Origin of the sequence: Vibrio diazotrophicus (genome assembly GCF_038452265.1) — a bacterium.
Lineage (GTDB): Bacteria > Pseudomonadota > Gammaproteobacteria > Enterobacterales > Vibrionaceae > Vibrio > Vibrio diazotrophicus.
This window is the reverse complement of the sequence record NZ_CP151842.1, coordinates 1,512,495-1,530,622: the sequence shown is the minus strand read 5'-3', so window position 1 is coordinate 1,530,622 and position 18,128 is coordinate 1,512,495. Positions and strand designations below refer to the sequence as shown.

Below are 18,128 nucleotides of genomic sequence, written 5' to 3'. Positions count from 1 at the left end.
GGCTTTTTTGTTTTAAAAGATAACTGCGACTAAAACGGGTTCTCCATTTGAATAACCTCACCGTTAGCAAAGAGGCTCCGCCATAAGCTCAGTAGCCCTCAAAACCACATCAAATTTGAATTTAAAATGTGTTTTTGATTTTTTAACAACAGCCAATTCATAGCAAAAATTAGAGATCAGCTATATTTTTTGAAACACCCTTTCATTTTTATTTGTTGAAGAGTTTTTTTCTTGTTATATTCCTTGTCATGATGTTCAGGGCGTTCCTGTTCATATTTAATTAGGTACGTTGAGGAAAAAGTAATGATTCTTGATTCATTTGATGTGAAGGGTAAAGTTGCAATCGTAACCGGTTGTGATACTGGTCTAGGTCAAGGTATGGCTTTAGGTCTTGCACAAGCAGGTTGTGACATCGTTGGCGTAAACATTGTTGAACCAACTGAAACCATCGAACTTATCAAAGCAACTGGCCAAAAGTTCATCGACATTCGCGCCAACCTAATGAAACTGGACGACATTCCTTCTATCGTTAGCCGCGCTGTCGAAGAATGTGGTCACGTTGATATCCTAGTAAACAACGCAGGTATCATCCGTCGTAACGACGCTATCGACTTCTCAGAGCAAGACTGGGACGACGTTATGAACATCAACATCAAGTCTGTATTCTTTATGTCTCAAGCAGTCGCTAAGCAATTCATGGCTCAAGGCAACGGCGGCAAGATCATCAACATCGCTTCTATGCTTTCTTACCAAGGCGGTATCCGTGTTCCTTCATACACGGCTTCTAAGAGCGGCGTAATGGGTATTACTCGTCTGATGGCGAACGAATGGGCTAAGCACAACATTAACGTGAACGCGATTGCACCGGGCTACATGGCAACCAACAACACTGCTGCTTTACGTGCTGATGAAGAACGTAACCAAGCTATCCTTGAGCGCATCCCTGCTGACCGTTGGGGTACGCCAGAAGACCTAGCGGGTCCATGTGTGTTCCTAGCTTCTAAAGCTTCAGACTACATCAACGGCTACACTATCGCTGTTGACGGTGGTTGGTTAGCGCGTTAATTCGGACTGACCTTATCAGATAAACCCATCTGATTTCTTAGTCTCTATACTCTATCAACATCATAGAGTTAGAGGCTAAGAGTGTTAGTTGTGAGCATTGTATTTCGGTGTTTAGAACTAACAGTATTGATTACGTTAACGTTAGTGAGCCTCATTGAAGCGAGCTAACAGTTTATATAATTTAAGCAACTACGGTTGCAGGAGATTCTGATGAAAATTGCATTGATGATGGAAAACAGCCAGGCAGGTAAAAACGCAATGGTTCTTAATGAACTGAACACGGTTGCGGGCCCTCTTGGTCACGATGTTTTCAACGTGGGTATGAGCGATGAAGCGGATCACCACCTGACTTACATCCACCTAGGCATCATGGCGAGCATCCTTCTTAACTCTAAAGCGGTTGACTTCGTTGTGGCAGGTTGTGGTACTGGTCAAGGCGCAATGATGTCGCTAAACCTACACCCAGGTGTGGTTTGTGGTTACTGCTTAGAGCCATCTGACGCTTTCCTGTTCAACCAAATCAACAACGGTAACGCTATTGCTCTAGCATTCGCGAAAGGCTTCGGTTGGGCTGGCGAACTGAACGTTCGTTACATGTTCGAAAAAGCGTTCACTGGCCCACGTGGCGAAGGCTACCCGAAAGAGCGTGCAGAGCCACAACAACGTAACGCTGGTATCTTGAGCCAAGTTAAAGCGGCAGTAGCGAAAGACAGCATTGTTGAAGCTTTACGTTCTATCGACCAAGAGCTAGTGAAAACTGCAGTTGGCGGCGCTCGATTCCAAGAGTGCTTCTTCAATAACTGCCAAGACGCAGAAATTGAAGCTTACGTTAAGTCTCTTATTGCTTAATCGAATGCAAATCGTTTATCGGGAATAGATGATTTGAAGCCAACCAGCTCTGGTTGGCTTTTTTCAGTTAAATATGGTCGAAATATTATAATTTTTTATAAAGCGGCTGTTTTATATAACCATATGAATAGTTGTTTTATTTTTACGCCTTGTTTCATTACGTGCGATGCCCTCTTAAAAATCATGCATGTAATATACATACGGAGTTTTCCTATGAACCAAATCAAGAGAGTGGCGATCATTGGCGAATGCATGGTCGAGCTTAGAAAAAACGAAGGTACAGTTGAACAAGGATTTGGTGGTGATACGTTAAATACTGCTGTTTACCTTTCTCGTCTTACTCAGTCTGCTGGCGTGACGACATCTTACGTCACAGGCCTTGGTAAAGACCCTTTCAGTGCTGAAATGCTATCTGCTTGGAAACAAGAAGGGTTGAATACCGATATGGTCTTCCTGTCTGAGAAGAAATTACCGGGTATTTATACCATCCAGACTCGTGAAGATGGCGAAAGAAGTTTCTTCTATTGGCGCAATGATGCGGCAGCAAAGTACTGGCTACGTGATGTGCAACTTGAAGCTTTAGAAGCTCAGCTTTGCGAACATCAAATGATTTACCTAAGCGGTATCAGTGTTGCGATTCTTCCTGAAGATTGCCTGAAATCACTTTTCGAAGTGCTCACTAAATGCCGAGCAAAAGGCGTCAAGATTGCCTTTGATAACAACTTCCGCCCTGCTCTGTGGTCTTCTATTGAAGATGCGAAGAAAGTGTACACTGAGATCCTAAAAATCACGGACATTGCTTTCCTTACTTTCGATGACGAAGTGCTACTTTGGGGCGACAGCGAAGAGAAGCAAGCCATCGAACGTACTCAAGGCTTCGGCGTTGAAGAAATCGTTGTTAAACGCGGTGCCGACGCCTGTTTCGTTATTTCGAATGGTGAGCTGTACACTGTGGCAGCGAACAAGATCTCTAACGTGATTGATACAACAGCAGCCGGTGACTCGTTCAGTGCGGGTTATCTAGCGAAACGAATTCTTGGAGGCAGCGAACAACAGTCTGCTTCTGCTGGCCACTTAGTGGCTGGAACCGTTATTCAGTACCGTGGTGCTATCATTCCCTCTAGCGCTATGCCAACACTTTAAGGAAAAAAGATGAAAGATTTAAACCAACAACTTGCTGAAATCAAAGTCGTTCCTGTTATTGCAATTAAAGATGCAAACAAAGCCGTGAAGCTTGCGGAAGTTCTGATTGAAAATGGTCTTCCATGTGCAGAAGTGACTTTCCGTACAGAAGCAGCAGCACAAGCAATCAAAAACATGCGTGAAGCTTTCCCAGAAATGCTGATCGGTGCTGGTACCGTTCTGACAACTGCGCAAGTAGACGAAGCTATCGACGCTGGCGTTGATTTCATCGTAAGCCCAGGCTTTAACCCAACAACAGTTAAATACTGCCAACAACGTGGTGCAACAATCGTACCTGGCGTAAACAGCCCAAGCTTAGTAGAACAAGCAATGGAAATGGGTCTACGTACTCTTAAATTCTTCCCAGCAGAACCTTCAGGCGGCGTTAACATGCTTAAAGCATTAACAGCCGTTTACCCAATTAAATTCATGCCAACTGGCGGCGTTAGCCCTAAAAACGTTAACGACTACCTAGCTATCCCAAGCGTTTTAGCTTGTGGTGGTACTTGGATGGTGCCAAACGATCTGATCGATGGCGAAAAATGGGATGAACTAGCAGCACTAGTTAAAGACGTAGCGAACGTTATTGCGAAGTAATCTGCGGCCTTCCCTAATAGAAACTTTCAAAGAGTCCTCTCTTTGAAATCAATGTCGTTCGGGTATGAATAGATACTTATCCGAACGACATTTAAATTTCAGAATGGCTAACATATGTTTCGATTATCCAAACGATAAGCTATTGAGAAGGTAAATTACTGAAACTCTTCACCATGATTCTCCAGAGTTTGTTTGCCACACTTAGTACACACTATGTACCTGTCTGTTAACTCCAAAGAAGCCCCTGCTGGCAAAGAGGCAGCAGACCCGCTGAAAAAACCTTCCAGAAAAGCTTTGAACTGCTCTTTTTTAGATTTCCCGTACTTAGATGGCTTTTGTTTCATTACCTCTTTGTGCGTTGTTTCCTCACCGCATTGCTCACAAAATCTAGTGTTCATATACTCTCCCTAAAATAAGGCACACATAAAAAATACTCATACGCTTGTAAAGCGAGTAACAGACTGAGTTGCATCTGAGCCGAACATGTCTGCCTTGTAACCTTAGAAATGAGAAAACTAAGCGACCTTAACCATTAATTGTGCTTACTTTAGCTTCACAACTTTACCTGTTAGAGCTACGCCCGCAACCATAGTACCAGCGCCACATTGGAAGGTTTTCTCACTTGAAGTTAGGTTGCTCTTATAGTTCGATTTGATATCAATGACGGCATTCCCGCCTTCTTTTACCGCTCTGTCCTTCAATGCAATCATGGCTGACAAAAAGACCCAGTCACAGGCTTCCTGATCAGTTTTGTTGAAAGCGTTGGTTTTTTTGTTGGTTTTGAACTCACCAAAATCTGAAAGGACTTTAGGATGTTTCTGCTCACCAAAATAAAACTTAATGTCCGTACCCAATTTCGCTTTAGCGACTTCTGAATTCAACGCCGTTTCAATTGAATAAGAGCCGATATCGTCTCTAGCAAAAGTGTTAGTAGAAAAGAAAGCTAAAGAAAACAACGTCAACATTGCTAGCTTTTTCATATGTTAAATCTCCTTGATTAATAATCCCTAAACTCAGCCAGTAAAGTGAGCTAAAAACAAGCCACCCTCTATATCAGAGCTGTAAAAGGGAAAGCTTATATTTGAAATGAATAAAAACGTACCATTTACGACAAGTTCTGATTCAACTTGCTCGCTAGCTCAATTAATTCGCGTTTGGTATTTTCTAAATCTTCAATATGATGGTGAACAGTGTTGGAGTTCAGCGTCATATACGGAATTGTGATGGTTGCTAACACATCACCCAGCACGCCAAAAATCGGCAGACTGATGTTGGTCACTCCCATAATTTGCGGACTTTCGCCTACGTAATAGCCACGCTCTCTCGTTGCTTCTACATGGCTTAGCGCATGCGCTTTTTCTTCTGGCGTTGCATCCAATCTGTCTAACACAGATTGACGTTTCTCTTCACTCAGGAAGCTCAAGAAAACGATGCCCGAGCCCGATGAACAGATATCAATGACAGAACCCAGTCTTAAGCTGAAACCCATTTTGTAGGGGCTCTCTTGGCGTGCGATAACGGTCATTTCACCATTGCTGTATGCCGACATATGGCAAGACTGATTTACTTTGTTGCAGATATCTTCCATCAATGGCGTAGCACGCTTTAAAAGCTGAGCGATGGGTGGATGCTGGTTCGATAGCGCAAACATTTTCAGCGTTAACGCATAAGTTGACGTGTAGCTGTCATATTCAATGAACTGCTTTTCCACCAGCACAGACAACATGCGAAAGATTTCGTTGATACTTCTATCTAAGCTTTCCGCTATCTGCTTTTTTGTGAGTGGCTCATCTTGCTGAGCAAGCAGTTCAAGAATATCTAAGCCTTTTTCAAGCGCAGGCGCTCTATATTCAGTTTTCTTAACTGATTCCATTACTTTTTACTCAATACATGTGCGTGAAAACGAGCCGATAATACTCGAAATGAAGTTTGTTTGTCTCATACCGATGCCCGCTATTTTGAAACTGACATGGGTATAATTTCACTTTGTTAACAAGCGCACTCGCTTATAGCCAAAAGAAAACAACCCCAGGCTAAGCTGAGGTTGTTTTTGATAAATCATACTAGTTACTTAATCAAACCCATCGCTTCTGGAAGCGTCATTGAGATGGCTGGAATGTAAGTCACCAACATCAGTACCGCAAAAATCACGAAGAAAAACGGTAGCAATGTTTTGATTACTGAATCAATGCTGATACCACTCACCTTACAGCCGGTAAACAGAATCGGTCCTACTGGCGGTGTAATCGTACCTAGTGAAAGGTTGAAGACTAATAGGATACCGAACTGCACTGGGTCCATACCTAAGCCCATACAAATTGGCAGGAAGATAGGTGTAAAGATCAGTACTGCTGGCGTTGGGTCCATAAATGTACCCACAAATAGCAAGATCACGTTAATGATCAATAGGATGATGATAGGGTTATCCGTCAAGCCTAATAGCATATCTGCAATCATTCCCGGGATTTGTGTAAATGCCATTACCCAAGACATGATTGACGATGTTGCCAGCATAAAGATAACAATAGCCGTCATTTTTGCTGATTGTAAGAAGATTTCTGGCAGTCTTCTGAAATCCAAAGAACGGTACATTGCACTCAGAAGCAGAGAATAAACAACCGCGATGGCCGAAGCTTCTGTTGCTGTAAACACACCACCTAAGATACCGCCAATCACCACGATGATCAGAGACAAACTTGGGATGGCATCCACCGTTACTTGACCGCACTCTTTTAGCGTCATACGGTGTTTAGCGATGTACCCACGGCGTTTTGCCATAACACCCGCAACAAGCATGACACCTAGACCCCAAAGAATACCTGGGATGTAACCACCCATGAACAATGCAGAGATAGAAACACTACCCGCTACTGTCGCATAGACGATCAATGTGTTACTTGGTGGAATCAACATACCAGTTGGTGCTGACGCGATGTTTACCGCAGTACTGAAACGCTTGTCGTAACCTTCTTTTTCTTGGATTGGTGACATGATGCCGCCGATAGCCGCCGCAGAGGCTACGCCAGAACCACTGATTGAACCGAACAGCATGTTCGATACAACGTTAGTTTGAGCAAGAGAACCCGGAAAGAAACCACTGACAATCTTAGAGAAGTTAATCAGCCGTATCGCTATACCGCCGTTATTCATGATGTTACCAGCAAGAATAAAGAACGGAATGGCGAGCAGAGCAAAGGAGTCTAAGCCTACGAACATACGTTGAGCAGAGGTTACCATTGCCCCCTGAGTTGGCAGAATAACCATCATTGCGCCGAAAGAGGAAATACCTACTGCGATAGCAATCGGTGCGCCAATCACTAGGAAGAAGACCACACCGGCGAACATAATTAAGGCAGCTGTTAATGCTAAGTCCATGACTCACTCCTACTCTGCCGAAGAACGTAATTGCTTCCAGCGTTCGACTAGCTGCAATTCGTTGTAAATAAAATAAAAAACCATTAACGCTCCACTGATTGGAATCGCTGCGTAAATCGTTCCCATAGGAATTTGTAGTGCAGAATCTAACTGCCACATTTGGCGCGTTGCACTGCTGTAACCGCCGAAAATCATGATGGATAGAGCAAAAGTGACAATCGCTAGTTCGATAAACGCTTCAACAATGATTTGTGTTTTTTGGGAGAACTTCTCTTTGATAAAAGAGATAGCCATATGTTCTTTCAAGCCGAAAACAAGCGCACTACCGAACAACACTAACCAGATAAACAGGTAGCGAGAAAGTACTTCACTCACCGCGCTTGGATCATTGAATACGTAACGGACAATAACTTGATAAGTCACAAGAATGGTCATTAAGGTGATTATGGAAATACAAAACCAAGAAACAATCTTGTCTAACCAATGCTTAACGACAGAAAAAACTTTAAATAAGCCACTTGGCGTATGGTCTAACATAACATCTTACCTTTATATGGCTAGGCCGAAGGCTAATGAGGCCGGGCAAATACCCGGCCATATTACCGATGAAAATTATTGCAGCGCTGCAACTTTTTCGAATAGATCTTTTTGCTCTGGAGTCTTGATTAGGTCTTTTTGTAGAGCGCTACAAGACTCTTGGAAAGGTTTGATATCAACTTCTACGAACGTTGCACCTTTATCCATCGCTGTTTTCTTAGCGGTTTCGATTTGAGCATTCCATAGAGCGAATTCGCTTACTGTGCTCTCTTTCGCTAGCTTTTTGAACGTCGCTTGGTCTTCTTTAGACATAGTTGATAGGAAGTAGCTGCTTGCTACTACTAGGTCTGGAACCATTAGGTGACGTGTCGCAGAGAAGTATGGAGCCACTTCGTATTGCTTAAGGTCAGCGTAAGTGATTTCGTTGTTTTCTGCACCATCAAGAACGCCTTGTTGTACTGCCGTGTAAACTTCACCTTGGCTCATTGGCACACCAGTACCACCCATGCAAGAAAGCATCTTGATCATAGTGTCAGATTGCATTACACGGATTTTCTTACCTTTCATGTCTGCAACGTTTGCTACAGAGTTGCCTTTTGTGTACATGCTACGTGCACCAGCAGTGTAAGCTGTTAGTACTTCAAAACCGAATTTTTGAGTCGATGCAAATAGGTTATCGAGTACGCCAGAAGTAAATACTTTCTCTTGGTGTTCTGAACCTGTGTACACGTAAGGCATACCGATTACAGCGAATGTTTTGTCGTAGTTTTCAACCAGTGGGTTAGCCACAACAGCCATTTGAATCGCACCGTTTTGCACAAGCTCAAGTGCTGCACGTTGGTCGCCCAATAGTTCGTTAGGGAAAATGTTTAGTTTGTAACGACCATCTGTTTCTTTGTTTAGCTTCTCACCAAACTCTTTAAGCGCTAGGTATTGTGGGTGCTTGTCAGATTGGTTGAAAGCAGCTTTGATCTCAGTTGCTGCTGACACAATTGAAGAGTAGCTCAGTGCGCTACCTACAACAGTGGCGATAGCAGCTAATTTTAGGGCAGATTTCTTAAGCATCATGTTTCTCCATGAAATACAAATAGGTTCTTATTATCGAATTTCGTTCATATCTACGAAATCCATATCGTCGAATGTTTGGTTCTCACCCAACATTCCCCACACAAAACTGTAGTTTTGCGTGCCACAACCAGAGTGAATTGACCAACTTGGCGATAGCACAAGTTGATGGTTTCTCACTACGATGTGACGCGTTTCTGTTGGCTCACCCATGAAGTGGAATACCACTTGAGATGGCTGAACGTTGAAATAGAGGTAAGCTTCCATACGGCGCTCATGAGTATGAGCTGGCATAGTGTTCCAAACACTTCCTGGTTTCAGATGTGTTACGCCCATGCAAAGTTGGCACGTAGGGAGTACATCTGGGTGTAGGTATTGATTGATCACACGGTCGTTAGCGGTTTCTAGTGAACCCAATTCAACAAGGCGAGCTTCACTACGCAAAATGGTGCGTGATGGATATGTGTGATGAGCAGGAGCGCTTAGGCAGTAAAGTTTTGCGAAATCACCTTCCAATGCACGGAATTCGATATCTTGCTCGCCTTTACCTAGGTAAACCGCATCCAAGTGTTCTAACACGTAAACACCGTTTTGAGTACGAACTTCCGCTTTCTCACCTAAGTTCACAATGCCCAATTCGCGGCGTTGCAAGAAATAGTCAGTACCAAACGCTTTGTTATCAACAAAGTCTTCCAGCTTAAGGGCTGCGTTACTAGGACTGATGCCCATCGCCACAACACGGTCGATGTGACTGTATACAAGTGTGATTTCACCTTGTTTGAACAATTCTTCAGTTAGGAATTCTTCTCTTAAACGATCCGTATCGTACGACTTAGCGTCTTTTGGATTGTTGTTGTAATTAATGTGCATAGCACCCTCCTTTAAGATGGGGCAAATCTAACACTCGTTTATATTTGAATAAATTCATTCATATTTGATTTGTGATCCTTTAGGTACTTTTGAAACACTGTTCCTGTTATTTTTTGAGCTAACGCAAACAAAACGCAGATAGATGAAGGCAAATAAGGGAGAAATCTGATTAGTAGTACGCAAGACAAATGATTCCCCCATTCAGGAATCATTGATTGATATGCAAATAGATGTGCAATTAGCCACTAACAAATGAAAAGAACCATCTTTTATGCAACAGTGATTAAAAAAGTACACAATATGGTATAGAATCCATTATTCAAAAAATACAAACTGTCGTTTCAAAAAACGAATTTCTGATTTTTTAGCCTTTAGGTAATCTGCCATATGCCATCGCAATCAACCCATTTTTTCTCGCGACCAATGGTCGTATATGCCATAGCTATACTCTGCACTGTGTTATGGGGTAGCGCTTATCCAGCCATTAAAACCGGCTATGCTCTGCTCAACATCGAAGCACACGATGTTGCATCGCAAATGGTGTTTGCGGGGCAACGCTTTCTATTGGCGGGTATTTTCCTGATTATTCTGTCGGTATTGTTTAGACGTCACACTGGAACCATCACCAAAACCAAAGTGCGTCAAATTGTTGTGCTGGGTCTGACTCAGACCAGCTTGCAGTACATCTTCTTCTATTTGGGTGTGGCATTTGCAACCGGTGTAAAAGCGTCCATTTTGAACGCGACGGGCACGTTCTTTAGCGTTCTTCTGGCACATTTCATCTATAACAATGACCGCTTAACACAGAGAAAGGCTATCGGCTGTACGGTAGGTTTTCTAGGTGTATTCATAGTGAATTTCAACCAGTCACTGCTCGATTTCCAGTTCAGTGTGCTGGGTGAAGGTTCCGTGATTTTTGCTGCTTTCATTCTTGCTGCTGCTTCTATATACGGGAAGAAAATATCGCAAGGCATTGATGCTATGGTTATGACTGCATGGCAATTGGCTATCGGTGGATTGGCGCTATTGTGTGTGGGGTATCTATTCGGCGGCCACTCTGGCGACTTTGATTTTGCCAGCCTGTCACTACTGATCTACCTTGCTTGTTTGTCTTCTGCGGCGTTTGCGCTGTGGAGCGTATTGCTAAAACATAACCCTGTGAGCATGGTGACCATTTTTAACTTCCTGATCCCTGTTTTTGGTAGCAGTTTGTCTTCCATATTTCTGGGCGAAACGATTTTAGAATGGAAAAACATGGTTGCACTGATACTGGTGTGTAGCGGTATCTATTTAGTGACAAAGAGTAAAAAACCAAGTTCGTAATAATCGACTTCAGTCCTCTAAGTACAGCCTCAGAACAAGACACGAAAGAGCAGCACTGGCGAATGCGGGTGCTGCTCTTTTTTAATTACTCGCGTCACTCGCTTGCCGTTCTTGTTGGCATTGTTTAGGCATTTTGATGATAAAAGTCGTACCTTTTAACAGCTCAGATTCCACTTTAATTGAGCCGTTCAAAGAGTTGGTTACCCATTGATGGACAAAATGCATACCCAGACCAGTATTTCCTTCCGCTCGATTAGTGGTAACAAATGGGTCAAAAAGATTTGGCAACACCTCAGGAGCGATTCCTTTACCGTTATCCGACACGCGTATTTCAACATCACGACCATTACTGCAAAGCTGTGCCTTCACCGAGATTTTTCCGCCAATTTCCTTTTTGAATGCATGCTGCATAGCATTGACCAGTAAGTTCTGCAGAACATGAGAGACACTCCCCGGTCGTCCAACCATCTCTATCGGATCAACCTGAATGTCATATTCAATTTGGCTCTCTTTGAAGCGCGGTGACAAAGTGGCAAGCAGATCGCCAACTACCACATCCAAGCGATATGACACCACATCTTCTCTAACCCTATCTATCGCCAAACGTTTAAAGCTTCGAATGAGTGTTGCGGCTTTTTTCTGGCTGTTTTCCACGAGCTCTAAGCCTGTTTCCGTCGAAATTAAATATTGGTCTAAAGCACTTCTGCTCAACCCTTCCTCGACCGCTTGTGTTAATCGCTTGTGTTCGGCTCTAAGCCGTGATGCCGCTAATATTGCGGTACCAATCGGCGTATTGAGTTCATGTGCAACGCCAGCAACCATCATGCCTAACGCCGAAAGTTTGCGAGACTCAACAAGGTCATTCTGCAATAGCTGTTGCTGATTTAGTAAGTTTCGATTGTATGCAGCAGACTCTTCGATTTGCTTCTTATCTCTTTCCTGCACTCGATAAAGCCGAATCAGCTCCATTTTGAGTTTCCATTCTCGTTTGAGAATAAAAATCCCAAACAATACAATGGTTGCGCAGAGTGCAAGCGAGGGTATCAGAGCATCAATCTTCAACTTGTTCAACACAGGGACCGATGTGGTGGCGACAAAACATAATGATGGGCTGCGAACGATGTCTTCGGATAAAAGGTTACCCGTTAAATTACTACATTCGTAACTGGCAAAGCCCAAAGAGTGATTGAAACGACTGAAGGACTTCTGTTTGTTTATTTGAGACCAAATCTCTGGATTATGGGCTGCAATATTGTGAGTCGTTTCTTTGAGATCACGCCCCCATTCTAGTTCAGGGTCAACGTTCTTCAGCCAGTAGCCCTCTGTATCGATGAGTTGCAGGTTCACTCTGTCCGAGTCAAAGGAACGGATAACTTCAAGCAAGCCACCGACATCATAATTAAGAACTAATAGACCCGTGTGAAGACCGTGAGTTGGTCCAGTTTTAATGGTTGCTCTGATCGTAGGTCGGAAAGGTACTTCGATCTTTCCGTTTTCGACGTTTAGGTCAACATTTGAGAGATATATTTTCCCGTCGCCTGCCTTCATTCCTTGCTCGACATAGTACCGGCTGCTTTTGTCCTGCAGTGCATTTTCGTCAGCGACAATCACTTTGCCATTTTTGATATCCACCCTAACCTTTTCGATTCCATTTTCATCCAGCCAGCGAACCTGCATGAGTGGGTCAACACTCTCTACGAAAGAGGTGAAAATACGTTTGATCAGGTCACTGTTTGGTGGCGTTTTCGAGGCGAGAGCATAGGTAAAAGCTGGCGAACGAAATAGAATCCGAATGGTGTTTCCTATATCACCTATATTTTGCCCCCACAGAACTTCCGCCTGTGCAATTTTTCGTTGCTGTTCGACAGCGACTGAATCCAATCGATTGTTTATGTCATTGCGATACAGTAAGCCACCTAGCAGCCCACTAATCACTAAGCCAAATAACAACAACACTAAGATATTTCGTCGCGCTGACTGCTCTAATTTTTTTACTTTCATTCGCTACAATCAGATTCGTTTTGTTTAAGCCAATCCAACAACTCATCAACGACCATAGGTCGAGCATACAAATACCCTTGGCCAAGCGTGCAGCCTCTTTCGATCAATGCATCACGCTGAACATCTGTCTCTACGCCCTCGGCTACCACAGAAAAATCAAACAAACTGGCCAGACTCATCACCAAATCAACCACTTGTTGACTCGCCATATCTTCATGAAGACGTCGAACAAATGAAATATCGATTTTTATAGTGTCTACCGCAAGCTGAGAAATATGTGAAAGAGACGAATATCCGGTACCAAAATCATCAATACTGATCTTAATACCTGCACGATGTAAGTGTTCTAGAGCAGGCTTAATTTCGAGGTAAGACTCCATGGCCTGACTCTCTGTAATTTCCACTTCAATTAGGTCAGGGTTCAGGTTTTCTCCACGCACTAAATCCAGCAGTAAGCCGATATATTCTGGATCGGTGAGATCTTTCACCGTCGCATTAATTGAGGTCGGCAGATTAAAGCCAGCATCTTCTAGCTGATGAAGTGCTTGAAACGTTAGTTTCGCCGCAATCGCATCTAACTTATTGATCAGGCCACTGCGTTCAGCAATAGGAATAAAAATATTCGGAGGAATCGTTGTTTCTTGTTTTTTCCAGCGTAGCAGAGCTTCCAACCCCACCGCTCGCCCAGTTTTTAGATCGCACTTCGGTTGCAGAACGATATAAAATTCATCGTTTTCAATAGCTGCTTTTAAGTCCCCGAGAATCTGATAATCGCGCATCAAGCTTTCACGATAGGAAGGCTCGTAAGCCATGATCTTAACTTTGTTCTCCCTTGCACAGCACAATAAGCTTCTCGCCATATGAAGGATTTGCTGAGCGGAATAGTCAGACAGTTGGCTCAACTCCACTCTTGCAAAAGTCAGTGTGCAGCGCACCTGATAATCCCCTACGCTGTGCGAAACACTCGAAAGGGCGAACAATTCTTCGTCTGACAAAGCAAAACTTTTGTTATATAAAATCGCAAAACGGTCGGACCCTACACGAGTAACGACAGCTGAATCGTGGAAAGCTTCAGTCAAGCGCTGGCAAACAGAGCTCACGAGCGCCATCATAGCCTGCTGATTAAACGAGATAGCGTGGGTGTCATAGTCATCCAGCTCTACAACCAGCATCTCTAGCTGAGCCATATCGTCTTGGTTCATCATTTCGAGTTCGCGCAATAACCAGTTGCGGTTCTTTACCTCTAAATCGGCATCGTGATACGCCAACTTAGAAAGCTGATTCACCAGCGCAATTTGCATAAACCCAGAACTGATGTTTTCACTGAATACTTGTAGCAAACGAATGTGGTAGTCACTTAAGCACTTTTTGCTTTCAGCTAATACGAGATAGTTATAGCTGCCGTGGTTGTCACCAGAGAAATACAGAACGGATAGATTGCTTCTAAATTTATGATTTTGATGGGCGATAGACTCTCGGATAAGCTCTTCAAACTCAACTCTTAGTTTATCTGGCAGTGTATCGCCTTGTTCCACATCGGGGGCCCCATATGAGGCAACGATGGGTGCATTATCGATAGTGTTACCCTTATCCATCCGTAATACACAAAGAACGGGCTCACCAAAATCACCAAATAGCCCGACGATCTCTTTGATAACGACCTGAATGAAGGTATTGGTATCGTATTTACTGGCAATATTGCGAGAAGCATCCACCACCAGCTGAAGCCCCATTCTCGCCTTATCCAGTTCATACATTGACTGCCATGAGCGAAAATTGGCAGCTGCAATCGACTTTAACGTCTCGTGGTCAACTTCAGATTTATTCCAGTACTCATTGATGTCGTACTGCAACATAACATCTTTACGCGGAGCAAATCCCGGCTGCCCAGTGAGCAAAATAATACGTATGAGTGAGTTGCCCTGAACATTACGAATCGTCTCGACGAGACGAAGCCCTGCGTCATCTTGTTCCATCACAACGTCAAGTAGCACAAGTGCAATATCATTGTGTTGGCTTAAGACATACGCAGCTTCAGTTGCTGAACTAGCGGAAAGGACTTCAACGGGGCGTCCGTTGACCTCTAAGTCATTCAAACTATAGATAAGTGATTGTTGATAACCATGATCATCATCAACCGTGAGTACTTTCCAACTAGGTTGAATGTCGTACTCAATAGCATTTATAGATAAAGAACTACTTGAGTCGTCTGCAAAGACGAAGCGACCATCTGACATGATTTTAAAGCCTTTAGTTTATGAACCGGTGTGCGGTTTCTTAGTTCTGTACCTATAAACGTCTAGTTCTAATTTTTTAAGGCTGCAAGTAATTACGACTAAATATGTATCAGCAGTCATATGCCAGATGTAACACTTATTTAACACTTGATTGATTTATTGAATCTATCAAAAGCGCAATATCGCTGATAAACAAGGGAAAATATAACAAGGCTGAATGGCTTTGATGTCAAAGCCACCAATGTAGAAAAGAGGATGCAGATAATACTTTTAGGCTACAGAGAAAAGAAATTCATAAACTCGCCATATGCCTTTGTTTCAAGTTCAATATCACCGCGATAGAAATGGATCGTACTGCCCGGTCGCGCCTGAGCGAGTTTCATTAAGCTCATTCTCGACACGCAACCAATCTTTGGGTATCCCCCAAGAGTCTGACGATCATTGAGCAAAATGATCGGCTGACCGTTAGAAGGAAACTGGATAGAGCCATAGGTTATACCTTCTGATATTACGCCGCTTAAATCCATTTGAACGGGATCGCCTTGTAACCGAATACCCATTCGGTCCGATTTATCGCTTATCTGATAGCGATTGGCGTAAAACGTCTGCTTTGCTCGGCGGCTAAAAAGGTGTGACTGATAAGATTCAATCACGGACAAACTCACTTCATCGGAGTATTTGGGAATAAAAAGTCTTGGTACCCAGTTAAATGGCTTGCCATCATTTGTATATGTTTTGCAAACTGGCAAAATGTCGCCTTTCTGTACTGCTCTACCCGATTGCACTCCTAAGCCGCCCAGTTGATTACGCACTACAGTGGCACTACTGCCAAAAACCTTCGGCGCATCAATTCCACCAGCAACGGCTAAATAACTACGGAAACCCGTTTTTGCATAACCAAGCTTGAGTGTTTGCCCTTTACGCAGCAAAAAACTTCGCCAAGTAGCAATAGGCTCTCCATCGATTTGCGGATTGGTGTCAGCACCAGTTAGCGACATTAGGATGTCATCGAGCGCTAAAAACGAGACATTGCCCATGGTGATCTCTAACACGGAAGCATTGCTTGGGTTATCGAGCAATTGATTCGCCCAACAGTGCGCATGAAGATCTGCTGGCCCACCAGTACTTAACCCATGATGAGCGACTCCGTATCGACCTAAATCCTGAACAAGGCTTAACATACCTGACGACATAACTTGTAAGCCGCTCATACAACACCTCCGAGATCCAAGAACTTCTCCCTTGAAATAGGTTCAAAACGCACTTTATCCCCCACTTCAAATGGCATCATTGGTTCGCTGTTGATATTGAACAACTCTAAGGGACAGTTGCCAATAATCTTCCAGCCGCCCGGTGTTTCTTGCGGGTAAATGGCCGTTTGTTGATCAGCAACTCCTACACTGCCTTTAGCTACTTTCAAACGCGGTTCTGCATGGCGAGGCGTTGCGATTTGCGCGTCAACCGTTCCCAGAAAAGCAAAGCCCGGCGCGAAACCTATTGCGCAAACGGTGTATTCTCTCTGACTGTGAAGTTGTATGACTTGCTCCACACTTAATTGCTTTTCTGAAGCTAAATTCTGCAAATCCGGCGCAACCTCAGGATGATAGTAAACCGGAAACGTCACTGTTTTAGATTTCGATGACAATGTTTTGTTGTTAACTATTTGGTCAGCTTGCGATTGACACCACTGCATCAACTCTTTGATATCTATTTTCAGAGGATGGTATTCGATCAACAGCGTAGTGTATGAAGGAATCACTTCATAGATTTTGTCTTGATATCTTTCCTGCACCATATGACTAAACGCAGCAATTCGCTCGATCAATTCCAAATCTATGGAGTGCCCAAAGTAGATAATTAAACTTGTTTCGGAAACCCGACAAACCTCTACCTTCATTGGTCATTTACTCTTGTCAGTTCCAACTTCATTACAGATTTTCCCTATCTCAAAAACTCGTCAGATTCGTTCTTTACGTGCTGTATGTCTTCAAAATCGTAATGACTTTTAACATGTTGTCAATTTGTTTAGATATGGTTATTGTGAACACGAAGACGCAGAGTCTTTGGCGTGACAAGCCTCACGAGCAGTACGCTCTTTATAAGTGAATTTACGGATTAATAAGATGCAGGTTCATGCAAAGCACTATCTGATGCTTCTATTTCTAGCAGCGATTTGGGGAAGTTCGTTCCCTTTCCTTAAGATAGCTCTAGAAAGCTACTCTCCCATATTGACGGTAGCTATACGTTTAACTCTATCTGCCATCGCTATGTCCGTATTTATCTGGGCTTTTAAATTGCGTATTCCGGCTGAGTTAAAGGTTTGGAAGCACTACGCTGTCGTGGCGGTTATCGGCAATATTGTTCCATTCTTTTTGATTACTTGGGGAGAGCAATACATAGATGCCGCATTGGCTTCCGTGCTGATGGGGTTAATTCCTCTCGCGACCTTAATCTTCGCTCATTACTTAACGGATGACGAGAAGATGTCGTTGAACAAACTAGTGGGCGTGGTACTAGGCGGAGGTGGTGTGGTTGTGCTGATCGGTGTTGATGCTCTGCAAGGTTTTGGCGCGCATATATTGGCACAACTGGCGGTTATCTTTGCGGCTTGCTGCTATGGTTTATCGGCTGTTTATGCTCGAAGAAGTAAAATCACCCAGTACCACCCTCTCGCGAATGCGGCAGGTATTTTGATTTGCTCTGCGGTGTTCTCTTTGCCGATTGCGCTACTGGTTGATGACGTCAGCACCTTCACTTTTAACGTTCGCTCTCTTTCCGCGCTATTGATATTGGCACTGGCCTGTACCTGTTTTGCTTACTTCTTACTTTACAATTTGCTGGCACAAGTGGGGGCAACCTTCACTTCGTTCAATAACTATCTGGTGCCTGTATTTGGCATGATCATCAGTGTAATTTTGCTGGGAGAGCCAATAAACTCGTCAACTTATTCCGCGCTAACTCTGATATTCATTGGGCTACTTCTATCCCAGAAGAAATCAAAACGACTCAGTTTAATGTCCAGATAAA

The 18,128-nt window shown here is 43.5% G+C and carries 17 protein-coding genes; 6 read left to right on the top strand and 11 right to left on the bottom strand.

The genetic code is table 11. The features are described from left to right. Positions 1-303 precede the first annotated feature (303 nt). The 4 genes from kduD (at position 304) to AAGA51_RS06980 (ending at position 3,693) form a co-directional block, all read left to right on the top strand. The gene (kduD, locus tag AAGA51_RS06995; RefSeq protein WP_042482670.1) at positions 304-1,065 is read left to right on the top strand and encodes a 2-dehydro-3-deoxy-D-gluconate 5-dehydrogenase KduD; all 762 of its coding nucleotides are present in this window, start codon (positions 304-306) and stop codon (positions 1,063-1,065) included. Positions 1,066-1,275: 210 nt separating this feature from the next. Beyond that, entirely contained in the window at positions 1,276-1,914 is a 639-nt protein-coding gene (locus tag AAGA51_RS06990) for an RpiB/LacA/LacB family sugar-phosphate isomerase (RefSeq protein ID WP_042482673.1), read from the top strand. Positions 1,915-2,127: 213 nt separating this feature from the next. Next, positions 2,128-3,057 (top strand): sugar kinase, encoded by a 930-nt coding sequence (locus AAGA51_RS06985; protein WP_042482676.1) that lies wholly within the window; start codon positions 2,128-2,130, stop codon positions 3,055-3,057. Positions 3,058-3,066: 9 nt separating this feature from the next. Next, positions 3,067-3,693: a bifunctional 4-hydroxy-2-oxoglutarate aldolase/2-dehydro-3-deoxy-phosphogluconate aldolase gene (locus AAGA51_RS06980; protein ID WP_042482680.1), complete on the top strand. Its 627-nt coding sequence runs from the start codon at positions 3,067-3,069 to the stop codon at positions 3,691-3,693. Between the two features lie 155 nt (positions 3,694-3,848). On the opposite strand, the gene AAGA51_RS06975 is transcribed toward AAGA51_RS06980, so the two are convergent. From AAGA51_RS06975 to kduI, 7 genes are all read right to left on the bottom strand, one after another. Beyond that, positions 3,849-4,091, bottom strand: coding sequence for a hypothetical protein (locus tag AAGA51_RS06975; protein ID WP_042482683.1), 243 nt, complete (start codon positions 4,089-4,091; stop codon positions 3,849-3,851). Positions 4,092-4,235: 144 nt separating this feature from the next. Next, positions 4,236-4,673, bottom strand: coding sequence for a hypothetical protein (locus AAGA51_RS06970; RefSeq protein WP_042482686.1), 438 nt, complete (start codon positions 4,671-4,673; stop codon positions 4,236-4,238). 125 nt (positions 4,674-4,798) lie between these two features. Beyond that, entirely contained in the window at positions 4,799-5,566 is a 768-nt protein-coding gene (locus AAGA51_RS06965; RefSeq protein ID WP_042482689.1) for an IclR family transcriptional regulator, read from the bottom strand. Between the two features lie 194 nt (positions 5,567-5,760). After that, the gene (locus tag AAGA51_RS06960) at positions 5,761-7,068 is read right to left on the bottom strand and encodes a TRAP transporter large permease (RefSeq protein WP_042482691.1); all 1,308 of its coding nucleotides are present in this window, start codon (positions 7,066-7,068) and stop codon (positions 5,761-5,763) included. Positions 7,069-7,077: 9 nt separating this feature from the next. Continuing rightward, positions 7,078-7,605: a TRAP transporter small permease gene (locus tag AAGA51_RS06955; RefSeq protein ID WP_042482693.1), complete on the bottom strand. Its 528-nt coding sequence runs from the start codon at positions 7,603-7,605 to the stop codon at positions 7,078-7,080. A gap of 75 nt (positions 7,606-7,680) precedes the next feature. Further along, a complete protein-coding gene (locus AAGA51_RS06950; RefSeq protein ID WP_415679614.1) occupies positions 7,681-8,673 on the bottom strand; it encodes a TRAP transporter substrate-binding protein in 993 nt (330 codons plus the stop codon). A 30-nt stretch (positions 8,674-8,703) separates the two neighbouring features. Beyond that, positions 8,704-9,540 (bottom strand): 5-dehydro-4-deoxy-D-glucuronate isomerase, encoded by an 837-nt coding sequence (kduI, locus tag AAGA51_RS06945; RefSeq protein ID WP_042482701.1) that lies wholly within the window; start codon positions 9,538-9,540, stop codon positions 8,704-8,706. Between the two features lie 387 nt (positions 9,541-9,927). On the opposite strand from kduI, the gene AAGA51_RS06940 reads away from it, so the two are divergent. Beyond that, positions 9,928-10,863 (top strand): DMT family transporter, encoded by a 936-nt coding sequence (locus AAGA51_RS06940; protein ID WP_042482703.1) that lies wholly within the window; start codon positions 9,928-9,930, stop codon positions 10,861-10,863. An 81-nt stretch (positions 10,864-10,944) separates the two neighbouring features. Here AAGA51_RS06940 and AAGA51_RS06935 read toward each other — a convergent pair whose 3' ends face one another. The 4 genes from AAGA51_RS06935 to pxpB all read right to left on the bottom strand — a co-directional run bounded on the left by AAGA51_RS06935 (position 10,945) and on the right by pxpB (position 16,926). Then, a complete protein-coding gene (locus AAGA51_RS06935; RefSeq protein ID WP_042482706.1) occupies positions 10,945-12,864 on the bottom strand; it encodes a sensor histidine kinase in 1,920 nt (639 codons plus the stop codon). After that, positions 12,861-15,101 (bottom strand): EAL domain-containing protein, encoded by a 2,241-nt coding sequence (locus AAGA51_RS06930; RefSeq protein WP_042482710.1) that lies wholly within the window; start codon positions 15,099-15,101, stop codon positions 12,861-12,863. The genes AAGA51_RS06935 and AAGA51_RS06930 overlap by 4 nt, the downstream gene beginning before the upstream one ends. Before the next feature lie 275 nt (positions 15,102-15,376). After that, positions 15,377-16,312, bottom strand: a complete 936-nt coding sequence (locus AAGA51_RS06925) for a biotin-dependent carboxyltransferase family protein (protein ID WP_042482712.1) — start codon at positions 16,310-16,312, stop codon at positions 15,377-15,379. Beyond that, complete coding sequence (gene pxpB / locus AAGA51_RS06920; RefSeq protein ID WP_342291563.1) at positions 16,309-16,926, bottom strand: 5-oxoprolinase subunit PxpB; 618 nt, start codon at positions 16,924-16,926, stop codon at positions 16,309-16,311. Before pxpB ends, AAGA51_RS06925 begins: the two co-directional genes overlap by 4 nt. A 298-nt stretch (positions 16,927-17,224) precedes the next feature. Between pxpB and AAGA51_RS06915 the strand changes: the two genes are divergently transcribed. Next, positions 17,225-18,127: a DMT family transporter gene (locus AAGA51_RS06915; protein WP_052404565.1), complete on the top strand. Its 903-nt coding sequence runs from the start codon at positions 17,225-17,227 to the stop codon at positions 18,125-18,127. Position 18,128 lies beyond the last annotated feature (1 nt).